This window comes from Streptomyces sp. NRRL S-646 (genome assembly GCF_000720765.1).
Taxonomy (GTDB): domain Bacteria; phylum Actinomycetota; class Actinomycetes; order Streptomycetales; family Streptomycetaceae; genus Streptomyces.
On the sequence record NZ_JODC01000026.1, the window covers coordinates 38178 to 55379 of the forward strand.

Consider the following 17202-nt stretch of genomic DNA (forward strand, 5'->3'; position numbering starts at 1 on the left):
ATTCCCCCTAGAGGTTTTTATTTACGATGCAAGTCAATCGAACATTACATCGTTAGTCAAGTACATTTCAGTAAAATGGAGAATGCATTGTCGTTATTGGAATCGGAATTTCCGTGTCCTGTTCGCGCACACGACAACCACAAGCGGAGCAGGGTGTTTTCGGCCGCTCCGGGCCACAACCCGGTCAAGCCCATTGGCGTGGCCCAGTCATGCTGGTATTGTGATCTATGACACCTGAAGTCATGTGCTCACCCCTGGGAAGCCAAATGGATCAAACAGAAAGCGCAGCTCCGGTCGAGTTGGGCAGGCGCATCCGGACCCTCCGCGTCAAACTCGGGCTGAAGCAGCAGGATCTGGCCTCCTCGGATATCTCGGCGAGCTACATCTCGCTCATCGAATCAGGGAAAAGGGCTCCCTCGGATGCGGTGCTCTCCGCACTCGCCGGGAAACTGGGGTGCTCGCCGGACCATCTGCGCACCGGTCGCGACGACCATGCCCTGGAGGACACCAGGCTGAAGCTCTCTTTCGCCGAAATGGCGCTGCGGAACGGCGACAACGGCGAGGCCCTGCAGGCCTTCGGTGAACTCCTCGCCAAACCCGCCCTGCTGGACCCGCACATGCGGCTGCGCGCCCGCATCGGTCAGGCGACCTCGCTGGAGAAGCTCGACCGGATCGAGGCCGCCATCCCCGTACTGGAGGAGCTCGGCAAGGACCCGTCTCTCGCGGCCGGCTCCGACGAGTGGTGCCGCGTTCAGGTCGCCCTCAGCCGCTGCTACCGCAACATGGGCGACATCACCCTCGGCATCGAGATCGGCGAGCGGGCCATGGCCAGGCTGGACGCGCTCGGCCTGGACGTCACCGTGGACCACATCCAGGTCGGTGCGACGCTCATCGGGTCGTACCTCATGCGCGGCGACATCACCCGCGCCCACCTTCTCGCCCAGAAGCTCGTTCCGGTGGCGGAGGACCACGGCGGACGCGCCGGGCGTGGCGCGGTCTACTGGAACGCCGGGCTGGTCGCCCTCTCCAGGCGGCAGCTCCCCGAGGCGCTCGCGCTCACCGAGCGGGCCCTGGCGATGATGGCCGACGACGACAACCTGCGGCATGTGGCGATGCTCAAGATGACGGTCGCCTGGCTGGAGCTGCAGTCCGACGTGCCCGACCCGGCCCGGGCGCTGGAACTCCTTCAGGACGCGGGCCAGACGCTCGCCGAGCTCGGCACCGCCGTGGAGCAGGCCAGGTGCGAGATCTGCCTGATCGACGCGAACACCCAGCTCGGCCGGTGGGACGAGGCCGTCTCCCACGCCCGGCGCGCCCTCGGACTGCTCAGCTCGGGTCCGCGTGTCGAGGCGGTCGGGGCACGCGTCAGGATCGCCGAGATCCATCTGCTGCGCGGGGAGACGGAGGAGGGCCTGCAGGGCCTGCACGCGGCGACCCGCCAGCTGAGGCATTTCGCGGCGTCGTACGAGACCGCGCAGGAATGGCGCCACCTCGGTGACGTGTGGAAGCGCCAGGGCCGCGCGAAGGAGGCCCTGGACGCCTACGACCAGGCGCTGCAGGCCTCCGGGATGCCCACGACCTACGATCCCGCGCAGGCCCTGACCGGCCAGCAGCAGCACCAGAGCTGACCGGCCGGCCCGGCGCGTTCCCCCGTGGGTGTTCATCAGCTCACCGTGCCCACAGGCCGGTGCCGGCGCTTCTCGTACCGGGTGCGGCGAGCAGGTCGATGATGGTGCGTGCGAAGAGATGGCAGTGCTCGCCGGTGCGGGCGGTGACGAGGTCGTCGTCGACGACGACGTCCTGGTCGACGTAGCTGCCGCCCATGTTGCGCAGGTCGCCCAGCAGGTTGTTGTGCACCACGGCGCGCCGGCCGCGGACCAGTCCGGGCACCGGGGCCGCGAGCCACATGCCGTGGCAGATGACGCCCTTGAGGATGGCGGGGTCGGCGAACGCGCGGCGCAGGAACCGTGCGGCGGGCGGGAGACGATCCGGGTCCTCGGTGTAGCGCAGCCGGTCGGCGACCATCCCGGAGGGGACGATGACGGCGCTGAACTCCTTCAGCGCGAACTCGTCGACGTCCTCGAAGGATTCGGTGACCGTGAACGGCATCCGGTGCTCGTGTCCCTGGAAGGTCATCTCCTTCTCGCCCCACAGCCGGGACAGGAAGTGGACCTCGGCGCCCTCCTCGGGGAAGCGGTGCTTGTAGTAGAGGATCTCGGGTTCGTAGAAGTCGCTCTCCATCAGTACGGCGATCTTGTGACCCGTCAGTCGCACCGTTACCGTCCCCTCCCCCGTTCGGTGACCAGGTCGATCAGGAACGGGCCGCGGTGCGACAGCGCCTCGGTGACGGCCGCCGCGGCCTGGCCCGGTTTCTCCACGCGCAGGGCGGGCACGCCCAGGGACCTCGACAGGGCGACGAAGTCGATGGCCGGCCGGGAGAGGTCGAAGATCCCCGGGTGTTCGTGGACCGGGATCCCCTGCTCCCTCCAGTACTGGTCGATGTTGAGTTCCAGCAGCCGGTAGCTGCTGTTGTTGCAGACAACGAACTTGGCGCCGATGTCGTGCCGGGCCGCCGTCCACAGCGCCTGGAGGGTGTACATGCTGCCGCCGTCGCCGGTGAAGCCCACCACCGTGGCGTCGGGGCGGGCGAGCTGAGCGCCCAGAGCGCCGGGGATGCCGACGCCGAGGGAGCCGCCGCGGGTCTGGTGCCAGCGGCCGGGCTCGGCCGCCGGGAGGGGCCCGAAGAGGTCCGGGGAGGCGGTGAGGGACTCGTCGAACAGAACGATGTCGTCCGGGAGCCGGGCCGCCAGCTCCTCGGCGAAGGCGATGTGCGGGAGCTCCGCCGCGTCGGCCCGCTCGTGGGCGCTGTGGGCGGCGGCCGCCCGGGCCTCGGCCCGCTCGGCGGCACCTCGTCGCAGCCGGTCCTCGGCCGCCGTACGGTCCGCGCGGCTCATCCGGGCCTCGATCGCGTCGGCGAGCAGCGCGAGGGACCGCTTCGGATCGGCGACCAGGCCGATGTCGACGGGGAAGTTCTTGGCGATCGCGTCGGTGTCCAGGTCGATGTGGACCACCGGCGCGCCCTCGCCGAAGACGCCCTCCAGGGCCGGGAACACCTCGGGCAGCGCATACGTGCCGCACAGCAGCACGGCGTCCGCCGCACCCGTGACACGACGGCTGCTCTCGCCGAACATGTGGCCCAACTGGCCCGCATAGGCGGGGTGTTCGACCGGCAGGTTCACCTCGGCCCAGTCGGCGCCCCACACCTCCGCGCCCCACACCGAGGCCAGTCGGCCCAACTCCTCCTGTGCGCCGGAGAAGTGGATCCCGTCGCCCGCGATCACGATCGGTTTGCGCGCCCCGGCCAGCAGCTCCGCCGCCCGCGCCAGCGACTGCGGATCTGGTGCGGAGGCGGTGTCGGGGTAGGACACCGGCACCGCCTCCTCGCGGGTGGGCCGGTCCATCACGTCGGCGGGCAGCACGACGAGGACCGGTCCGTACGGCGGGGTGCCGGCCTCCTTGAACGCGCGGCGCAGCACCCTCAGCGTGGAGTCGGGGTCGACGACCCGCGTCGCCCATTTGGTCACCGGCTCGGCCATGGCCACCAGGTCGGCGGCCATCTGCGCCTCCATCGCGTCGTAGCGCAGGCCGGCCTCGCCGACCAGGACGACGAGCGGGGCGTGGCCGCGCTTCGCCTGGTAGAGCATGCCGATGCCGTTGCCGAGGCCCACCCCGGAGTGCAGCTGGACCACGGCCGGCCGACGGGTGGCGCGGGCGTAGCCGTCCGCCATGCCGACGGCCACGGCCTCCTGCAGGGTCAGCACGTACTCGATCGCCGGGAAGTGGCGCAGTTCGTCCAGGAAGCCCTGCTCGACCGTGCCGGGGTTGCCGAACATGTACGGCACCCCTTCGACGGCGAGCTGTTCGAGGAACGCCGCCCGGGCCGGCCTGCTGTCCATGGTGGTACCGCCTCTCGTCCGGATCGGTGGCTACGACTGGGCGGCGGCCCTGAAGCCCCACTGACGCAGGCCGTGGTCGAGCACCTCGACGGTCTTCTGGCCGGTGAGGTAGGAGTCGGGGGTCGAACGCCCGGTGATGAACGGGTAGTCGACGATCACCGAGGTGGTCTTGCCGAAGTTGCCGTGGTAGGCGCCGCCGGGGGCGGTCGCGTCGCGCAGGATGTACTCCAGCGGGTACGGCGGCGGGCCCATGTTGAAGTCGGTGCCGACGAACCCGGTGCCGTCGAGGTAGTCGTACTCGATGCAGTGCCCGGTGACGTGCTTGCCGCGGATGATGCTCTCCCGGTCCTCCTGGTCGCGGGCGAAGGCCAGGCAGGCCACGCCGTAGCACTCGGCGGCGATCGGGCGGTCCAGGTGGTGGAAGGCGAGGATCAGGTCGTGGACGCGCCAGTTGTTGGCGAGGTCGACGATCGGGCCGCTGCCGCCCACGATGAGGAGGGCGTCGTAGCGGTCGGCGATCTGGTCGCGGACCTTCTCCACGCGGCTGTTGTACGCCTCCCAGTCGCGCAGGAAGTACGGCTTGGAGCGGTAGGGCCGGTCGGGCAGCCAGGAGGACAGGTCGAGGGGGTTGTCGAGGCGGTCGGAGGCCTCGACGGCCTTGACCTTCGCCGCCATCTCCGGGGTCGTGACGGAGCGGCCGAGCGGCGGGTCGACGTAGTCGGGGTCCATGCTCGGGGGCAGCGCCACGGGCCGCTTGCCGGTCGGGGTGGCGAAGGTGAGGTGGTAGCCCGCCTTGTCGAAGGTCTCCAGGGGGCCGATGAGTTCCTCGCCCCAGTAGCCGTACTCGGACAGGACGACGAGGATGCGCCTGCTCATGAGGTTCCTCTCGGTCGGCTGGGTCGGCGTTCGGTTCGGACGCTTGAACTGCCGAACTCATGTCTAGTTTTCGGGGTTTGGCCGGTACCAGGAGGGAGGGCTCCGGGTGCCGCACATCCCCAAGTGGCAGACCGCACTACGGCAAATCGGGCCCTGGGCAGGGTTGTTGTCCAATGCGCAACAAAAGACGCCCTCCGCTGGGCGGAGGGCGTCCGGTGTCGGTGTGCGGGGTCAGAGGCGGAACAGTCCCGGGTCGGCGACCACGACGTCGAGGAGGACCGGGCCGTCGGCCGTCAGGGCGCTGCGCAGGGACTCGCGGAGGTTCTCCGGAGTCTCGATGCGTTCGCCGCGCACGCCGAAGCCGCGGGCCAGCTGGGCCATGTCGACGCCGCTGAGGTCCCAGCCCTTCTGCCAGGACTTCTGGTCCTGGAGGTAGTACTTGAGGGACAGATAGCCGGAGTTGTCGGGGATGACGAAGGTGACCGGCAGCCGGTGCTGGGCCGCGGTCCACAGCGCGTGCAGCGTGTACTGGGCCGAGCCCTCGCCGACCACGACCACGGCACGCTTCTCGGGGTGCGCGAGGGCGTAGCCGACGGCTCCGGCGAAGGGGAAGCCGAGGGCGCCGCTGGCCGTGGCGAAGTAGCCGTTGTCCGCGCCGAGCGGTATCTGCTCGTGGAAGTCGGCGCGGGCGATGGGCAGTTCCTCGAACAGCTGGGCGTCGTCGGGGAGTTCCTGGGAGAGGACGTGGAAGAGGTACGCCTGGGTGAGCGGCGTCGAGGGTTCGGGGACCGCCACCGGCTCGCGCACCGGGGCGAGTTCGACGCTCTCGCGCTCCTCCACCAGCGGGACCAGCCCCTTCACGACCGCGCCGGGCGGGGCCACGAAGCTGGTGTTCGCGAGGGTGGCCGCGGCGGCCTGCGGGTTGTCCGTGACATGCAGGAACCGTACGTCAGAAGTGAGTTGGGGACGCGGCGTCCTGTCCAGGTCCGCGGGTGCCGTCGAGAACAGGTCCCACGCCGTGAAGAGAGTGAACGCCGGGCCGCCGAGGACGACGACCACGTCGTGCTGCTCGGCGAGCCGCTGGTTGACCAGCTCGGGGATGGGCGGCAGGACTCCGGCGAACAGGGGGTGGTTCTCCGGGAACGCGCCGCGATTCCACACGGGGGCGCCCCACACGCGCGCGTTCAGCTTCTCGGCCAGGGCGATCAGGTCGCCGCGCGCGCCCTGCGCGTCGACCGGGCCGCCGGCCACCAGACCGGGCCGCTCGGCGCCGTTGAGCGCTTCGGCTATCCGGGCGAGGACCGCCGGATCGGGTACGACGGCGCTCTCCACCTCGGCGATCCGCACCGGCTCCGGATCGGCGGGGCGGACCCAGTCGTCCTCGGGGACGGCCACGAACACCGGGCCCTGCGGGGCCTGTTTGGCGATCTGGTAGGCCTGGGCGATCAGCGCGGGCACGTCCTGCGGACGCCCGGGCTCGCCGGCCCACTTGATGTACGGCTTGGGCAGCTGGGTGGCGTCCTTGGCGACGAGGAAGGGGTCCCCGAGGAGCATCTTGCGGGCCTGCTGTCCGCCGAGGATGACCATCGGCGTGTTCGCCGCGGCCGCTGTGTAGACGCTGCCCATGGCGTTGCCGAGGCCCGGTCCGCCGTTGATGAGGACGAGGGCGGGTTCCCCGGTGCCCTGGGCGTAGCCGTCGGCCATGCCGACGACGGCGGCCTCCTGCAGGCCCATGACGAAACGGAACTCGTCCTCGGGCCAGTACTCGAACAGCTTCATCTCGGTGTGACTGGGGTTGCTGAAGACGGTGGTCAGACCCAAGGTGCGCAGGACGTCCAGGGTCGCGTCCCGCACGGTGCGGGCAGTGCTCGCCGCTTCGGTCATGGTGATCAGGCTCCTGAGTCGTTGGGGGTCGGTTCGAGCGCCGCCACCGCGCTGAAGACGTGGTCCGGGTCGTAGCGTTCCTTGGTCTTCAGCAGCCGTGCGGCGCCCGGGCCGAACGCGGCCGCGGCGCGCCGGCTCTCCTTGGGGCCGAGCAGATTGGGGTAGCCGCCGGGCAGGGCGTGCTCGGCGAACGCGGTGGACACCTCGCGCGCCCAGCGCCGGTGCGGCGCGGCCTGCTCGGCGCCCTCCCAGGCCGCGGCGACCTCGACCAGCAGATGGTCCCGGCGCAGTGCGAAGGCGGTGTCCGCGGCCGGTACGCGGGCGGCGGCGCCGTGGAAGTGGTGGATGTACATGCCGGAGTACGGCGAGGTCGCGCCGGCCGCCGCTTCGACGATCAACTCGACGGTTGTGTCGGTGAGTTCGGGCAGCCACTGGGTGCCCATCTCGTTGTGCCGGCCGTCGACGACGACCTGGTCGAACATGCCGAGGACGCCCGCGTACTCCTGGGGGCAGACCTGTCCGGCCAGAGGGGTGCCGAGGGCGGTGAAGCGGTCGATGACCGGGCGGCCCCGGGCGATGTCGCCGCACCACACCGGCAGGACGTAGATCAGGGGCTGTCCGTCGGGTCCGCCGAAGAAGCCGGTCATGACGGTCAGTTCGTCGGCGGCCGAGGCGGTGATCTCGCGGTACCCGCGCAGGACGGAGGTGGCCCCCGCGAGGGGGTAGAGGATCATGCCGGCGAGGACGGTGCTGATGGGGTGCAGGCGTACGCGCAGTTCGGTGACGACGCCGAAGTTGCCGCCTCCGCCGCGCAGCGCCCAGAACAGGTCGGGGTTCTGCTCGGCACTGGCGACGACGGGGCGGCCGTCGGCGAGCACGACCCGGGCGGCGACCAGGTTGTCCAGGGCGAGTCCGCACCGGCCGGCGAGCAGCCCGTAGCCGCCGCCGAGGGTGAGGCCCGCGAAGCCGACCGCCTTGACGGTGCCGGTGACGGGGGCGAGCCCGAGGGCCCGCGTCGCCTCGACGAGGTCACCGGCGCGGGCGCCGCCCTGCGCCACGGCGGTGCGGGAGGCCCGGTCGACGGTGACCCGGCGCATCGCGGACAGGTCGATCATCAGGCCGTCGTCGGCGGTCGCCCGGCCCGCCCAGTCGTGGCCGCCGCCGCGGACGGTCAGCGGCAGCCGGTGCGTGCGGGCGATGCGGACCGCCCAGGTCACGTCGGTCTCGTCGGCGGGCCGGACGATGACCGCGGGCCGTGCGTCGACCGCGCCGTTCCACAGTTGCCGCGCTTGCTCGTAGGACGGGTCGCCCGGCGCGAGCACGTCCCCCCTGAGGGTGGTGCGCAGTGCGCGTACGGCGGCCGCCGACGCGGGAGTGGTCGTTGAGGGTGCCATGGCTCCCCCTTCTCTTCTTGTCGACAGGTGGGCCGGGCCGGCTCCGGATCCCTCACAGTCCTGGAGCAGGCCCGGCCGGGGAGAAAGCCCGAGGAGAAGGCCTCAGCTCTCGATCAGCTCGTAGCGGCCGGGCTGTACGGTCTCCAGGTCGACGGCGGCGAGGAACGCCTGGGTCTCGGGGGCGGCGAAGAAGGCCGCGATGGTGGCCTCGGCGTCCTCGGGGGACGCCCAGTGGACGGTCACCAGGTACTCGCCGTCAGCGCTGCGGGCGGTCGAGCGGGCGAGAAAGCCGACGCGGGTCTCCAGGTACTCCTTCTCCATCGTGCGGTTGAGCTGCTGGAACTCGGCGTCGTCGACATCCGCGTGCAGCTTGAACCGGATGGTCTCCACAGTGGTCATGTGCTCCACCTCTCTTGGGCGAGACGTGCGTCGAGGGGGCGGTTGAAGACGGGGGTGCCGGGCTGCTGCCGGCGTCCTCCCCCGGCGAGGGAACCCGTCGGCAGGGGTGCGAAGCCGAGTTCGTCGAGGAGTTCGGTGACGAGCCGGTTGGCCTCGGGATCGTCGCCCGCGACGAACAGGGCGGTCCGCTCCGCGCGGGGTGCGCCCGGCCGGGCGAGGTCGAGCAGGTACTTGTAGTTGAGGGTGTTGACCGCCTTGACCACGCGTGCGCCCGGGAGGTGGGCCGCGATCAGCTCGGACGACGTGGTCCGGTCCGACTCCAGGTCGGGGAAGGTGCCGTCCCTGCCGGGCGTGTAGTTGGTGGTGTCGACGACGACCTTCCCGGCGAGCGCGTCGGCGGGCAGGCTCTCGTAGGCGCCGAACGGAATGGCCACCACGACGAGCGGGTCGCCGAAGGCGATCGCGTCCTCCACGGTGGCCGCCCGCGCCCGCCCGCCGAGTTCCGCGACCAGCCCGGCGAGGGAGCCGGGCCCACGCCGGTTGGCGACGGCGATCTCGTGTCCGGCGGCGGTGAGCAGACGGGCGACGGTGCCGCCGATCTCTCCGCTGCCCAGGATGCCGATCCTCATGTGCGGGTCCTCTCAAGCGCCCGGGCGGTTGTACGCGTACGACTCGTTGGTGTCGGCCTCGTCGGGGACGAACTCGGTGACGATGTCCTTGGCAGCATGGATGTTGACCATGCGGGCCCGGCCGGGGCCCAGGTTGGCGAACTTGTGCGGCATTCCGGCCGGTACGACGCAGATGTCGTCCGGCGTGGCGTCGACGGTCTCGCCGCCGGCCTCCAGCCGTACCGTGCCCTCGACGATCACGAAGATCTCCTCGTAGGGGTGGGTGTGGCGCGGGGGCCCCGCGTCGGTCGCGACGTCGACGATGAACGCCGAGACGCTGAGACCGGGATGGTCGCTCGCGTTGAGGATGTGGGCGGCCACCTCGCCGTTGATCTGCACGGTGGGCAGGCTGTTCTTCGCGATGATCTGCATGGGTCGGTCCTCGGGGTCCTCAGGTGGGATCGGCGACGGGGTCGGCGACCGGGGACACCGCCCGGACGGGCTCGTCGGCGGCCGGACGCAGACGCGTCGCGGCCCAGGTCGCGGGCAGCGCCACGACCATGACGATCAGGGCGAGTACGAACACCGAGCCGACGCCGTGGGCCTCCACGGCCCAGCCGCCGGCGGCCGCTCCCCCGGCGATGCCCGCGTTGACGGCGGAGGCGCCGAGGGTGGCGGCGAGGTCGCCGCCGGGTCCGGCCAGGGTGATCACCCGGAGCTGGAAGGAGGGCACCAGGCCGAAGCCGACCAGCCCCCACACGGCGAGCGCGACGGCGGTCAGCGCCGGGTTGTCGCCGACGTAGTGCAGGGCGGTGAGGATGAGCGCGAGCGCGATATTGGCCACCACCAGCGTGGTGGCCGCCCCGCGGTCGGCGAACCGGCCGCCGCCGAATACGCCGACGGCGCTGGCGATGCCGTAGATCAGCAGGAAGGCGCTGACCGCGCCGCCGGAGATGCCGGTGACGTCCTCCAGGTAGGAGGCGAGGTAGGTGAAGGCGGCGAACTGGCCGCCGAGCAGCAGCAGTCCGACGCCCAGCTGGGCCAGCACCCTTGGTGCGAAGGCGTGTCGGGCCTGTGAGCCGAGCCCGGTGGGCCCGGTCAGGCCGACCCTCGGGACGAAGGCGAGCGTGGCGACCAGGGCCAGCGCGCCGAGGGCGACGATGCCGACGAAGGTGGCCTGCCAGCCGATCGCGTTGCCGACCAGGGTGCCGAGCGGTACGCCGATGACGGTGGAGACGGCGATCCCGCCGAACACCATGGCCACGGCCCGGCCCTGCTGCCCGGCCGGGACCAGGTGCGCGGCGAGCGCCGAGGCGACGCCGATGAACAGGCCGTGGATGGCGCCGGTGATGACGCGCGCAACGATCAGCGCGCCGAAGCTGGTCGTGACCGCGGCGAGCAGGTTCCCGACGAGGAACACGGACAGCGCCGACCACAGCAGCAGATGGCGGCCGAGCCGGATGGTCACGGCCGTGAGCAGGGGGCCGCCGATGCAGATGCCGAGGGCGTAGGCAGTGACCAGCAGACCGGCCGTGCCGACCGAGACGCCGGTGTCCTTGGCGATGAGGTTCAGGATGCCGACGATGACGAGTTCCGCCGTGCCGATGACGAACGCGCCCAGGGCGAGGGTCGCGAGGGCGAGCTGAGTGCGCCCCTGGTTTTTGTCCGTGTGCTCAGCCGTGTTCACGTGCGCTGTCCTCCGAGCCGATGATCCAGTGCTCCTTGACCGCCATGTGGTGCAGATAGCGGGGCTGTACGAAAGTGACGAGGTCGTCCTTGGCCCTGGCGTACTCCTCGGAGGCCGCGGCCTTCTCCAGGTCTTCGAGGCTGTCGAAGGAGAGGAGGTAGGCGGCGTCGAGGAGGGCCTCGCCGATGGTGTAGGCGCCGTCGCGGGTGAAGCACTGGAGGTAGCGGCGCAGGCCCGGCACCTGGAGCATCAGCTCGGCGTGCTCGCCCAGGCTGCGCTCGCGGAACTGCTCGACGCTGGTGCCCTCGTTCCGCTTCACCAGGGCGACGATCTTCACGCCGTCCTCGGGCGCCGGGTGGTCCCCGGCCCGCAGGACGTGGGCGTCGGTGTCGAGGACGACGGTGCGCCAGAAGGCGGCCCACTTGGGCTCGTCGAGCCGGGCACCCTCCAGGAACTCCGGTGTCTGCAGGGAGGCGAGCTGGTCCTCGTCGTTCTCCAGCCAGATCTCCGCGATGCCGCTCCACAGCGGGTCGTCAGGTTCCGGCCCGAAGGGGATGCGGGTGTCGATCAGGTACTTCTTGATCTGCGGGATCTTGCTCGCGTACTGCACCGCGTGGACGTCGACCCAGTAGTCCTGGAACTCCTGCTCGGACATTCCGGGTTTGGGATGGGCGAAGATCAGCTGGTGGATCATGACGGTCTCCAGGGGAGTCGGTCGGACGGTCGGTCAGACCTTGTAGGCCTTCTTCACGTCCTCGGCGAAGCCGAGGTAGTCCCGCAGCGGCCAGACCTCCTCGAACTCGAGGTACTCGCGCATCGGCAGCCGGCCGAGCGCGGTCCGGTCCAGTTCCTCGGCGCTCGGGGACTCGATGATGCCGATCACCCGCTTCTGCGCGGCGACCTTCCACAGGCCGACGGCGAAGCCGGAGTCGAGGGTCTCCTGGGCGTGTTCGGCCTCTTCGCGCTCGATCTCCCAGAGCTCGTCCAGGGAGATCCGACCCTCGTGGTTCCAGCGCATCTGGACGTAGAACAACATGGGTGATCCTTAAGGGAGTTGGGGTCAGGCCGCCGCGAGTGCCGCGATCCGCCCGGTGATCGGGTCGTCGTCGCCGAAGACCTCGACGGCCAGGTCGAGCGGGGTCTTGCCGTCGTGGCCGACCAGGTCGGTGCGGGCGCCGGCGTCGAGCAGGACGGTCACGCAGTCGGCGTAGCCGTGCCACAGGGCGTCGTGCAGCGGGGTGTAGCCGTTGGTGGCGCCCTGGAAGTCGAGGTCGATGCCCGGGTGGGCGACCAGGTCGGCGGTGATGTCGGCGTGGCCGTTGTAGACGGCCTTGTGCAGGGGTACGGCGCCGAAGCAGGGCTCGACCGCGTTGATGTCGGCGCCCGCCCCCAGCAGCAGCCGGACGATCTCGCCGTGGCCGTCGCGGGAGGCGACGAGCAGCGGGGTGTGGGCGTCGTTGAACCCGTTGAGCATGGGGGCGCGGGCGTCCACCTCGGCGCCGTCGGCGAGGAGTCGGCGTACCGCCTCGGTGTCTCCGGCGGCGGTGGCGGCCATCAGGGGCTGGGCCTCGACGGCGCCCGCGTCGGCCTCCCGGCGCTCCTTCAGGAGCTGCTCGGCGCGCAGCAGCTTGTCCTTGCCGAAGGTGTTGACGTTCAGCTCGTAGGCGAAGTGCTCTTCGAGCGAGAACCCGTAGTGGGTGTGGAGCTTGAGGCCGGCGCCCTGGTCGAGGAGGTACTCCACGAGGTCCGGGTACTTGTACCAGAGGGCGTCCATCAGCGGGGTGTGCCCGGTGGTGGGGGCCACGGCGTCCACGAAGGCGCCGGCCTCGACGAGTTGCCGGGTGACGTCCAGGCTGCCGCCCTGGCACGCCTTGTGCAGGGCGGTGGCGCCGGCCCTGGTGTCGGCGGTGTGGACGTCGGCGCCGGAGGCGATCAGCGTCTCAGTCGTCGCCGGGTCGGCCTGGCCCGCGGCGATCATCAGGACCGTGAGCCCGGAGGAGTGCTCGCGCGTGCTGGGGTCGGCGCCCGCGTCGAGCAGCCGCTGGACCTCTGCGGTGGCGCGGCCGCGCACGGCCGTGATGAGAGCGGTGCTCATGAGGTCACCGTCCCGCCCCGGATGGCCCGGATGATCTGCGAGGGGTCGGTGTGGGACTCCCAGCGGACGATGCGGCCGTCGCGGACGGTCAGCCAGTGCGTGAAGATGATCTCGAAGTCGATGCCGGTCTCCTTGACCCGGGAGATCTCGTGGATGATCCCGGCGGCCTTCTCGCCCTCGACGACGAGGTCGAGCAGTTCCTCGGAGATCACGTCGCACTGACCGGCGAACACCCCGACGCTGTCCGCCACTTCGGCGCTGCTGTGCAGGGTGCCGATCCACTTCATGTCGTCGTTGTAGCCGGGCACGGGGCGGTAGTTGATCCATTCGACGTCGTCGGCGAGGAGCCCGAGCGCGGTGCCGAAGTCGCCGCTCGTCAGGGCGGCGAACCACCGCTTGGCAACGTCCCGGGTCTGCTCGGTGAGGTCGCTCATGTCGTCTCCTTGTGGCCGTTTCCACGGCCCAATGGCTGTCACTGGCTGTCCGGAGGGGTCATGATCTGCTGGTTGCCGTCCGCCCACACCGCCGTCATCACCACGCCGGCGATACGCCAGCCGGACGCGCTGCGGGTCAGGTCGAAGCGGTAGCGGCCGCCGAGCGTCCAGGTCGGGCCGCCCTGGGCGTTGGGCAGTAGATGGGTGGCCTGGAAGTGGGCGGTGAGGACCGCCTCGTCCCCGTACACCTCGGCGATCTGGTTGCCGATCATGTGCTGGGTGGCCTTCAGGTGGCCGAGCCCGGCCCGCCAGTCGGCGATGACCCGGTCGGGGGTGCTGACCACGGGTTCCCCGCCGAAGAGGCTCGTGTAGTCCAGGGTCACCTTCTCCGCGAGCAGGGCGGGCAGTGCCTCCCACTGGCGCAGGTCGACGTGCCACAGCATCCTGGTGCAGGTCTCGATCACGTCGATCCGGTCTTCGGCGGAAGTCATCGGCAACTCCGTGGGGGCGCGCCCGAGTCAGGCGGGCGTGCTGGACGATCGGTCCCGGCCGAAGCTAGTGACGGGGCCGGACACGAGGTCCCGGCGCCGGGTCCGCCCGGCACACTCTGCGAGCTCCGCCCGGGTACTACGTCAGTTCATTCGATCTGACCGCTCACTTGACGCAGTGTCATCCGTCGTGTGACGGAGTGCCGGAACCTGCGGCGTGGCACCGCGCGGGCGCGTGGCCGGGTGGGGACGGTGGGACGACCGGATCGACCCACGAGGAGGCACCGATGGTGAACAACGCCAGAGCACGGCGGACCAGGTCAGGAGAGGACGACGGCTGGGGTCTGGTCGGCTAGTCATGCGTATCGGAGCTGTTTTCCCGCAGACGGAGATCGGCGCGGACCCGGGCGCGGTGCGCGCCTGGGCCGAGGCCGTGGAGGAGCTGGGCTTCCGGCACGTGGTCGCCTTCGACCACGTACTCGGCGCAGGCACCGCCGGCCGCCCCGGCTGGTACGGCTACACCAGCGAAGACCTCTTCCACGAGGTCTTCGTGCTGTTCGGCTACCTGGCCGGGATCACCCGCACCCTGGAGCTCGCCACCGGGGTCCTGGTGCTGCCGCAGCGGCAGACCGCCCTGGTCGCCAAGCAGGCCACCGAGGTCGACGTGCTCAGCGGCGGCCGGCTGCGGCTGGGTGTCGGCATCGGCTGGAACCGGGTCGAGTACGACGCCCTGGGCGCGACCTTCACCGACCGGGGGGCCCGCAGTGCCGAGCAGGTGGAGCTGCTGCGGGCGCTGTGGGCCGAGCCCACGGTCACCTTCGAGGGGCGGTGGCACCGGGTCGAGGACGCGGGGATCCTGCCGCGGCCGGTGCGGGGGCGTATCCCGGTGTGGTTCGGGGGGAACGCGGAGGCCGTGCTGCGGCGGGCCGGCGCCCTCGGCGACGGCTGGCTCCCTCAGCGCGGGCCGGACGAGACGGCGCGTGCGATGGTGCACCGGGTTCGCTCCTACGCCGTCCAGGCGGGGCGCGACCCGGACGAGCTGGGCTTTGAGGCGCGCCTCAAGCTTGCCGAAGTGCCGGAGAGCAAGTGGGCGGAGTTTGTTGCCGGTTGGCGGGATCTGGGGGCGACGCATCTTTGTTTGAGCACGATGGGGTTGGGTTTGGCGACAGTTGATGACCACGTGCGTATGCTGCGCAGTGCGTTGCGGGATTTGGGGCCTGTCGCTAGTGAGTGAATCTGCGGGGCGGTGGGGGCTTGTCGCGCAGTTCCCCGCGCCCCTAAAAACCCTCAGCGGCCATATTCCTCGGCCAGGAATCGGATCGATTGGTCGGTGAAGACCCGCATCTCACGCGTGAGGTTTTTGCCGCGTCGCCACGCCAGCTGTGTGAACACCTCGAACGGGATGTTCCAGTCCAGCTTCACCAGCAATCCGGAATCCAGGGTGTCCTGAACACACGCCGTCGGCAGCAGGCTGATCCCGAGGCCCGCCGCAACCCCCCGCTTGATGGACTCGATCGTCCCGAACTCCAGGAACGGCAGGGCCTCGCCCGTGCCGTCGTTCAACTCGGCCTCGAACAGCTCCCGATAGGCGCAGCCGGCCTCCGCGGAGATGACCTGCGTCCGGCGCAGCTCCTCCGTCGTCACCTTCGGTACCTGCGTCAGCGGGTGGTCGGGCGCGGCCACCACCGTCAGCGGTTCGGAGCCGAGTACCTCGGTCTGGACCCCCGGGTGCTGCGTCTCGGCCTCCATCAGGAAGCCCATGTCGAACATCCCCTGCCGTAGCGCGTGGCAGGTCTCCGCGCACAGGCTCGGGCGGAGCACTATGTGCAGGGCCGGGTAGCGGTGGTGGAAGAACTCCAGCAGCGGCGGCATCCTGTAGGACGTGATGCTCTCCATCGAGCCGATGGTGAGCACGCCGGAGGGGTCTCCGGAGCCGACCGTGGCGCCGCGGGCCTCGCCGGCCAGGGCCAGCATCTGCTCGGCGTAGGGCAGCAGCCGCTGGCCCGCCTCGGTGAGCTGGATGCGGCCGCCGAGGCGGTCGAAGAGGTCGACGCCCAGGGACATCTCGAGTCCCTTTATCTGGCTGGTGACGCTGGACTGCGCGTACTTCAGTTCCGTCGCCGCCTTCGAGAAACTGAGCAGCGTGGCCACCTTGTGGAACGCCGCCAGCTGCCTGATGTCCATGGGTCTCTTCTCCAGGGGTAGACAACGGATGGATTTCCTACTCCAGGAAACCAAGGAGTGACGGTGAGCGCGATGTCCCGGCGATGTCCCATTGGGGACATGCGACGTCAGCTAGCGGCCAACATCCCCGTTTTCGTGGCTCTCGCGGCCGATTATCAGGCCTGCCTGGAATCGGCTGACCGCGCCCATTTCCTCCATGACGGCGGAGATGTGGCGGCGGCAGGTCCGGGTCGCCATGCCGAGCCTGCGCGCAATGACCTCGTCCTTCAGCCCGAGGGCCATGAGGCGGATGATGGAATGCCGTACTTCTTCCGCGACTTGCGGATATTCGGCGGTCTGCTGGTCCACCTCGAAGGGGCGGCCGACCTGCCACACCGACTCGAAGGTGCGGGCCAGATAGCCCACCACCGTCGGTTCGGTGATGACGGCGGCGCCGGGCGGCTGCCGGCCGGTGCGCTCCTTGGGGATGAAGGCGATTCTGCGGTCGTAGATGATGAGCCGCTCGGAGAGTTCGTCGACGGTGCGCACCTCGGCGCCGCGTCGGCTGATCTCCTGGACGTAGGTGCGGGTGGCGAGGCTGGTGCGGGCGGTGTGCTGGTAGAGGGTGCGTACGCGGACGCCCCTGCGCAGCAGTTCCAGGGTGTGTTCCCGGTCGGCTTCGAGGAGTCCGGGCGGGCGGCCGCCGCCGGACTGCAGGCTCATGCGCTCCTGAGTGCAGCCGTAGCGGGCCCGGTCGATCTCGCGGCGCACCTCCTCGACGTCGTCGAGGACGGTGATGGGTACGTCGGCCGGTGAGCCGTTGGGCCGGGCGCGGTAGTCGGCGGCCAGGGAGCGCAACTCCTCGTGGATACGGCCGATTTCGCGTCGGCGCCGGCCGATCTCCACCTCCAGTGGCGTGACCAGCTCGGCCTCGGCGACCTCGGGGTCGAGGGGGACGACGGGACGCCCGGGTGCGCTCGGGCTGAGCAGGTGCAGGTCCTGGAGCGACTTGCGTATCTCCTCGACCGTGGTGATGTCCGCACCGAGGGCGGTGGCAAGCTCCTGGTCGTCGAAGCGGCCCTTCTGCAGCGCCGTTTCGTAGGCCTTCACCGCGAGGTCGCCGAGAAGGGGAATCTCGTCCGTCAATTCATCACCCCCGCGCACGCCACGAAATCGCCGACCGCTGCTCCTTGCCGCTTCAGCCTAGGACTCCGCCGC

General features: G+C 70.4%; 18 protein-coding genes. 2 read left to right on the plus strand and 16 right to left on the minus strand.

Annotated features, from left to right (window positions below):
• The first annotated feature begins 266 nt into the window (after positions 1-266).
• Entirely contained in the window at positions 267-1628 is a 1362-nt protein-coding gene (locus tag IH68_RS0143330) for a helix-turn-helix domain-containing protein (protein ID WP_030947676.1), read from the plus strand.
• Positions 1629-1668: 40 nt separating this feature from the next.
• Here the strand turns inward: IH68_RS0143330 and IH68_RS0143335 are convergent, their stop codons facing one another.
• The 14 genes from IH68_RS0143335 to IH68_RS0143405 form a co-directional block, all read right to left on the minus strand.
• A complete protein-coding gene (locus IH68_RS0143335) occupies positions 1669-2274 on the minus strand; it encodes a DJ-1/PfpI family protein (protein WP_030947678.1) in 606 nt (201 codons plus the stop codon).
• Between the two features lie 2 nt (positions 2275-2276).
• Positions 2277-3956, minus strand: a complete 1680-nt coding sequence (locus IH68_RS0143340; RefSeq protein WP_030947680.1) for a thiamine pyrophosphate-binding protein — start codon at positions 3954-3956, stop codon at positions 2277-2279.
• Positions 3957-3986: 30 nt separating this feature from the next.
• Positions 3987-4832 carry a type 1 glutamine amidotransferase domain-containing protein gene (locus IH68_RS0143345; RefSeq protein ID WP_030947682.1) on the minus strand — a complete coding sequence of 282 codons (846 nt, stop codon included), beginning with the start codon at positions 4830-4832 and terminating at the stop codon, positions 3987-3989.
• A 231-nt stretch (positions 4833-5063) separates the two neighbouring features.
• Positions 5064-6716, minus strand: a complete 1653-nt coding sequence (gene mdlC, locus IH68_RS0143350) for a benzoylformate decarboxylase (protein ID WP_030947685.1) — start codon at positions 6714-6716, stop codon at positions 5064-5066.
• A gap of 5 nt (positions 6717-6721) precedes the next feature.
• Positions 6722-8110, minus strand: a complete 1389-nt coding sequence (locus IH68_RS0143355) for an FAD-binding oxidoreductase (protein WP_051834009.1) — start codon at positions 8108-8110, stop codon at positions 6722-6724.
• A gap of 102 nt (positions 8111-8212) precedes the next feature.
• Positions 8213-8509 carry a hypothetical protein gene (locus tag IH68_RS52140; RefSeq protein WP_051834010.1) on the minus strand — a complete coding sequence of 99 codons (297 nt, stop codon included), beginning with the start codon at positions 8507-8509 and terminating at the stop codon, positions 8213-8215.
• The gene (locus IH68_RS0143365; protein WP_030947689.1) at positions 8506-9138 is read right to left on the minus strand and encodes an NADPH-dependent F420 reductase; all 633 of its coding nucleotides are present in this window, start codon (positions 9136-9138) and stop codon (positions 8506-8508) included. The genes IH68_RS52140 and IH68_RS0143365 overlap by 4 nt, the downstream gene beginning before the upstream one ends.
• A gap of 12 nt (positions 9139-9150) precedes the next feature.
• Positions 9151-9549: a cupin domain-containing protein gene (locus IH68_RS50790; protein WP_051834011.1), complete on the minus strand. Its 399-nt coding sequence runs from the start codon at positions 9547-9549 to the stop codon at positions 9151-9153.
• 19 nt (positions 9550-9568) lie between these two features.
• Entirely contained in the window at positions 9569-10804 is a 1236-nt protein-coding gene (locus IH68_RS0143380) for an MFS transporter (RefSeq protein WP_051834012.1), read from the minus strand.
• Positions 10791-11498, minus strand: a complete 708-nt coding sequence (locus IH68_RS0143385; RefSeq protein WP_030947699.1) for an EthD family reductase — start codon at positions 11496-11498, stop codon at positions 10791-10793. Before IH68_RS0143385 ends, IH68_RS0143380 begins: the two co-directional genes overlap by 14 nt.
• A 33-nt stretch (positions 11499-11531) precedes the next feature.
• The gene (locus IH68_RS0143390) at positions 11532-11840 is read right to left on the minus strand and encodes a muconolactone Delta-isomerase (protein ID WP_030947702.1); all 309 of its coding nucleotides are present in this window, start codon (positions 11838-11840) and stop codon (positions 11532-11534) included.
• Between the two features lie 24 nt (positions 11841-11864).
• Positions 11865-12899 carry an ankyrin repeat domain-containing protein gene (locus IH68_RS0143395; protein WP_051834013.1) on the minus strand — a complete coding sequence of 345 codons (1035 nt, stop codon included), beginning with the start codon at positions 12897-12899 and terminating at the stop codon, positions 11865-11867.
• Positions 12896-13333, minus strand: coding sequence for a nuclear transport factor 2 family protein (locus IH68_RS57445; RefSeq protein ID WP_030947708.1), 438 nt, complete (start codon positions 13331-13333; stop codon positions 12896-12898). The genes IH68_RS0143395 and IH68_RS57445 overlap by 4 nt, the downstream gene beginning before the upstream one ends.
• Before the next feature lie 38 nt (positions 13334-13371).
• Positions 13372-13824 (minus strand): nuclear transport factor 2 family protein, encoded by a 453-nt coding sequence (locus tag IH68_RS0143405; protein ID WP_030947711.1) that lies wholly within the window; start codon positions 13822-13824, stop codon positions 13372-13374.
• Positions 13825-14179: 355 nt separating this feature from the next.
• Here IH68_RS0143405 and IH68_RS0143410 point away from each other — a divergent pair, with 355 nt between their 5' ends.
• Positions 14180-15055 (plus strand): LLM class F420-dependent oxidoreductase, encoded by an 876-nt coding sequence (locus IH68_RS0143410; protein ID WP_030947714.1) that lies wholly within the window; start codon positions 14180-14182, stop codon positions 15053-15055.
• Between the two features lie 53 nt (positions 15056-15108).
• On the opposite strand, the gene IH68_RS0143415 is transcribed toward IH68_RS0143410, so the two are convergent.
• Together IH68_RS0143415 and IH68_RS50795 are read right to left on the minus strand one after the other, a co-directional pair.
• Positions 15109-16005: a LysR family transcriptional regulator gene (locus IH68_RS0143415; RefSeq protein WP_030947716.1), complete on the minus strand. Its 897-nt coding sequence runs from the start codon at positions 16003-16005 to the stop codon at positions 15109-15111.
• 111 nt (positions 16006-16116) lie between these two features.
• Positions 16117-17130: a LuxR C-terminal-related transcriptional regulator gene (locus tag IH68_RS50795; protein ID WP_051834014.1), complete on the minus strand. Its 1014-nt coding sequence runs from the start codon at positions 17128-17130 to the stop codon at positions 16117-16119.
• Between the last annotated feature and the right edge of the window lie 72 nt (positions 17131-17202).

What these genes read in the sequence shown, in the direction of transcription:
- IH68_RS0143330 (WP_030947676.1), top strand. Translation starts at nt 267, where the DNA reads ATGGATCAAACAGAAAGCGCAGCTCCGGTCGAGTTGGGCAGGCGCATC.
- IH68_RS0143390 (WP_030947702.1), bottom strand. Translation starts at nt 11,840, where the DNA reads ATGTTGTTCTACGTCCAGATGCGCTGGAACCACGAGGGTCGGATCTCC.
- IH68_RS50790 (WP_051834011.1), bottom strand. Translation starts at nt 9,549, where the DNA reads ATGCAGATCATCGCGAAGAACAGCCTGCCCACCGTGCAGATCAACGGC.
- IH68_RS0143405 (WP_030947711.1), bottom strand. Translation starts at nt 13,824, where the DNA reads ATGACTTCCGCCGAAGACCGGATCGACGTGATCGAGACCTGCACCAGG.
- IH68_RS57445 (WP_030947708.1), bottom strand. Translation starts at nt 13,333, where the DNA reads ATGAGCGACCTCACCGAGCAGACCCGGGACGTTGCCAAGCGGTGGTTC.
- IH68_RS0143415 (WP_030947716.1), bottom strand. Translation starts at nt 16,005, where the DNA reads ATGGACATCAGGCAGCTGGCGGCGTTCCACAAGGTGGCCACGCTGCTC.
- IH68_RS0143365 (WP_030947689.1), bottom strand. Translation starts at nt 9,138, where the DNA reads ATGAGGATCGGCATCCTGGGCAGCGGAGAGATCGGCGGCACCGTCGCC.
- IH68_RS0143395 (WP_051834013.1), bottom strand. Translation starts at nt 12,899, where the DNA reads ATGAGCACCGCTCTCATCACGGCCGTGCGCGGCCGCGCCACCGCAGAG.
- IH68_RS0143355 (WP_051834009.1), bottom strand. Translation starts at nt 8,110, where the DNA reads ATGGCACCCTCAACGACCACTCCCGCGTCGGCGGCCGCCGTACGCGCA.
- IH68_RS52140 (WP_051834010.1), bottom strand. Translation starts at nt 8,509, where the DNA reads ATGACCACTGTGGAGACCATCCGGTTCAAGCTGCACGCGGATGTCGAC.
- IH68_RS0143345 (WP_030947682.1), bottom strand. Translation starts at nt 4,832, where the DNA reads ATGAGCAGGCGCATCCTCGTCGTCCTGTCCGAGTACGGCTACTGGGGC.
- IH68_RS0143385 (WP_030947699.1), bottom strand. Translation starts at nt 11,498, where the DNA reads ATGATCCACCAGCTGATCTTCGCCCATCCCAAACCCGGAATGTCCGAG.
- IH68_RS0143340 (WP_030947680.1), bottom strand. Translation starts at nt 3,956, where the DNA reads ATGGACAGCAGGCCGGCCCGGGCGGCGTTCCTCGAACAGCTCGCCGTC.
- mdlC (WP_030947685.1), bottom strand. Translation starts at nt 6,716, where the DNA reads ATGACCGAAGCGGCGAGCACTGCCCGCACCGTGCGGGACGCGACCCTG.
- IH68_RS0143410 (WP_030947714.1), top strand. Translation starts at nt 14,180, where the DNA reads ATGCGTATCGGAGCTGTTTTCCCGCAGACGGAGATCGGCGCGGACCCG.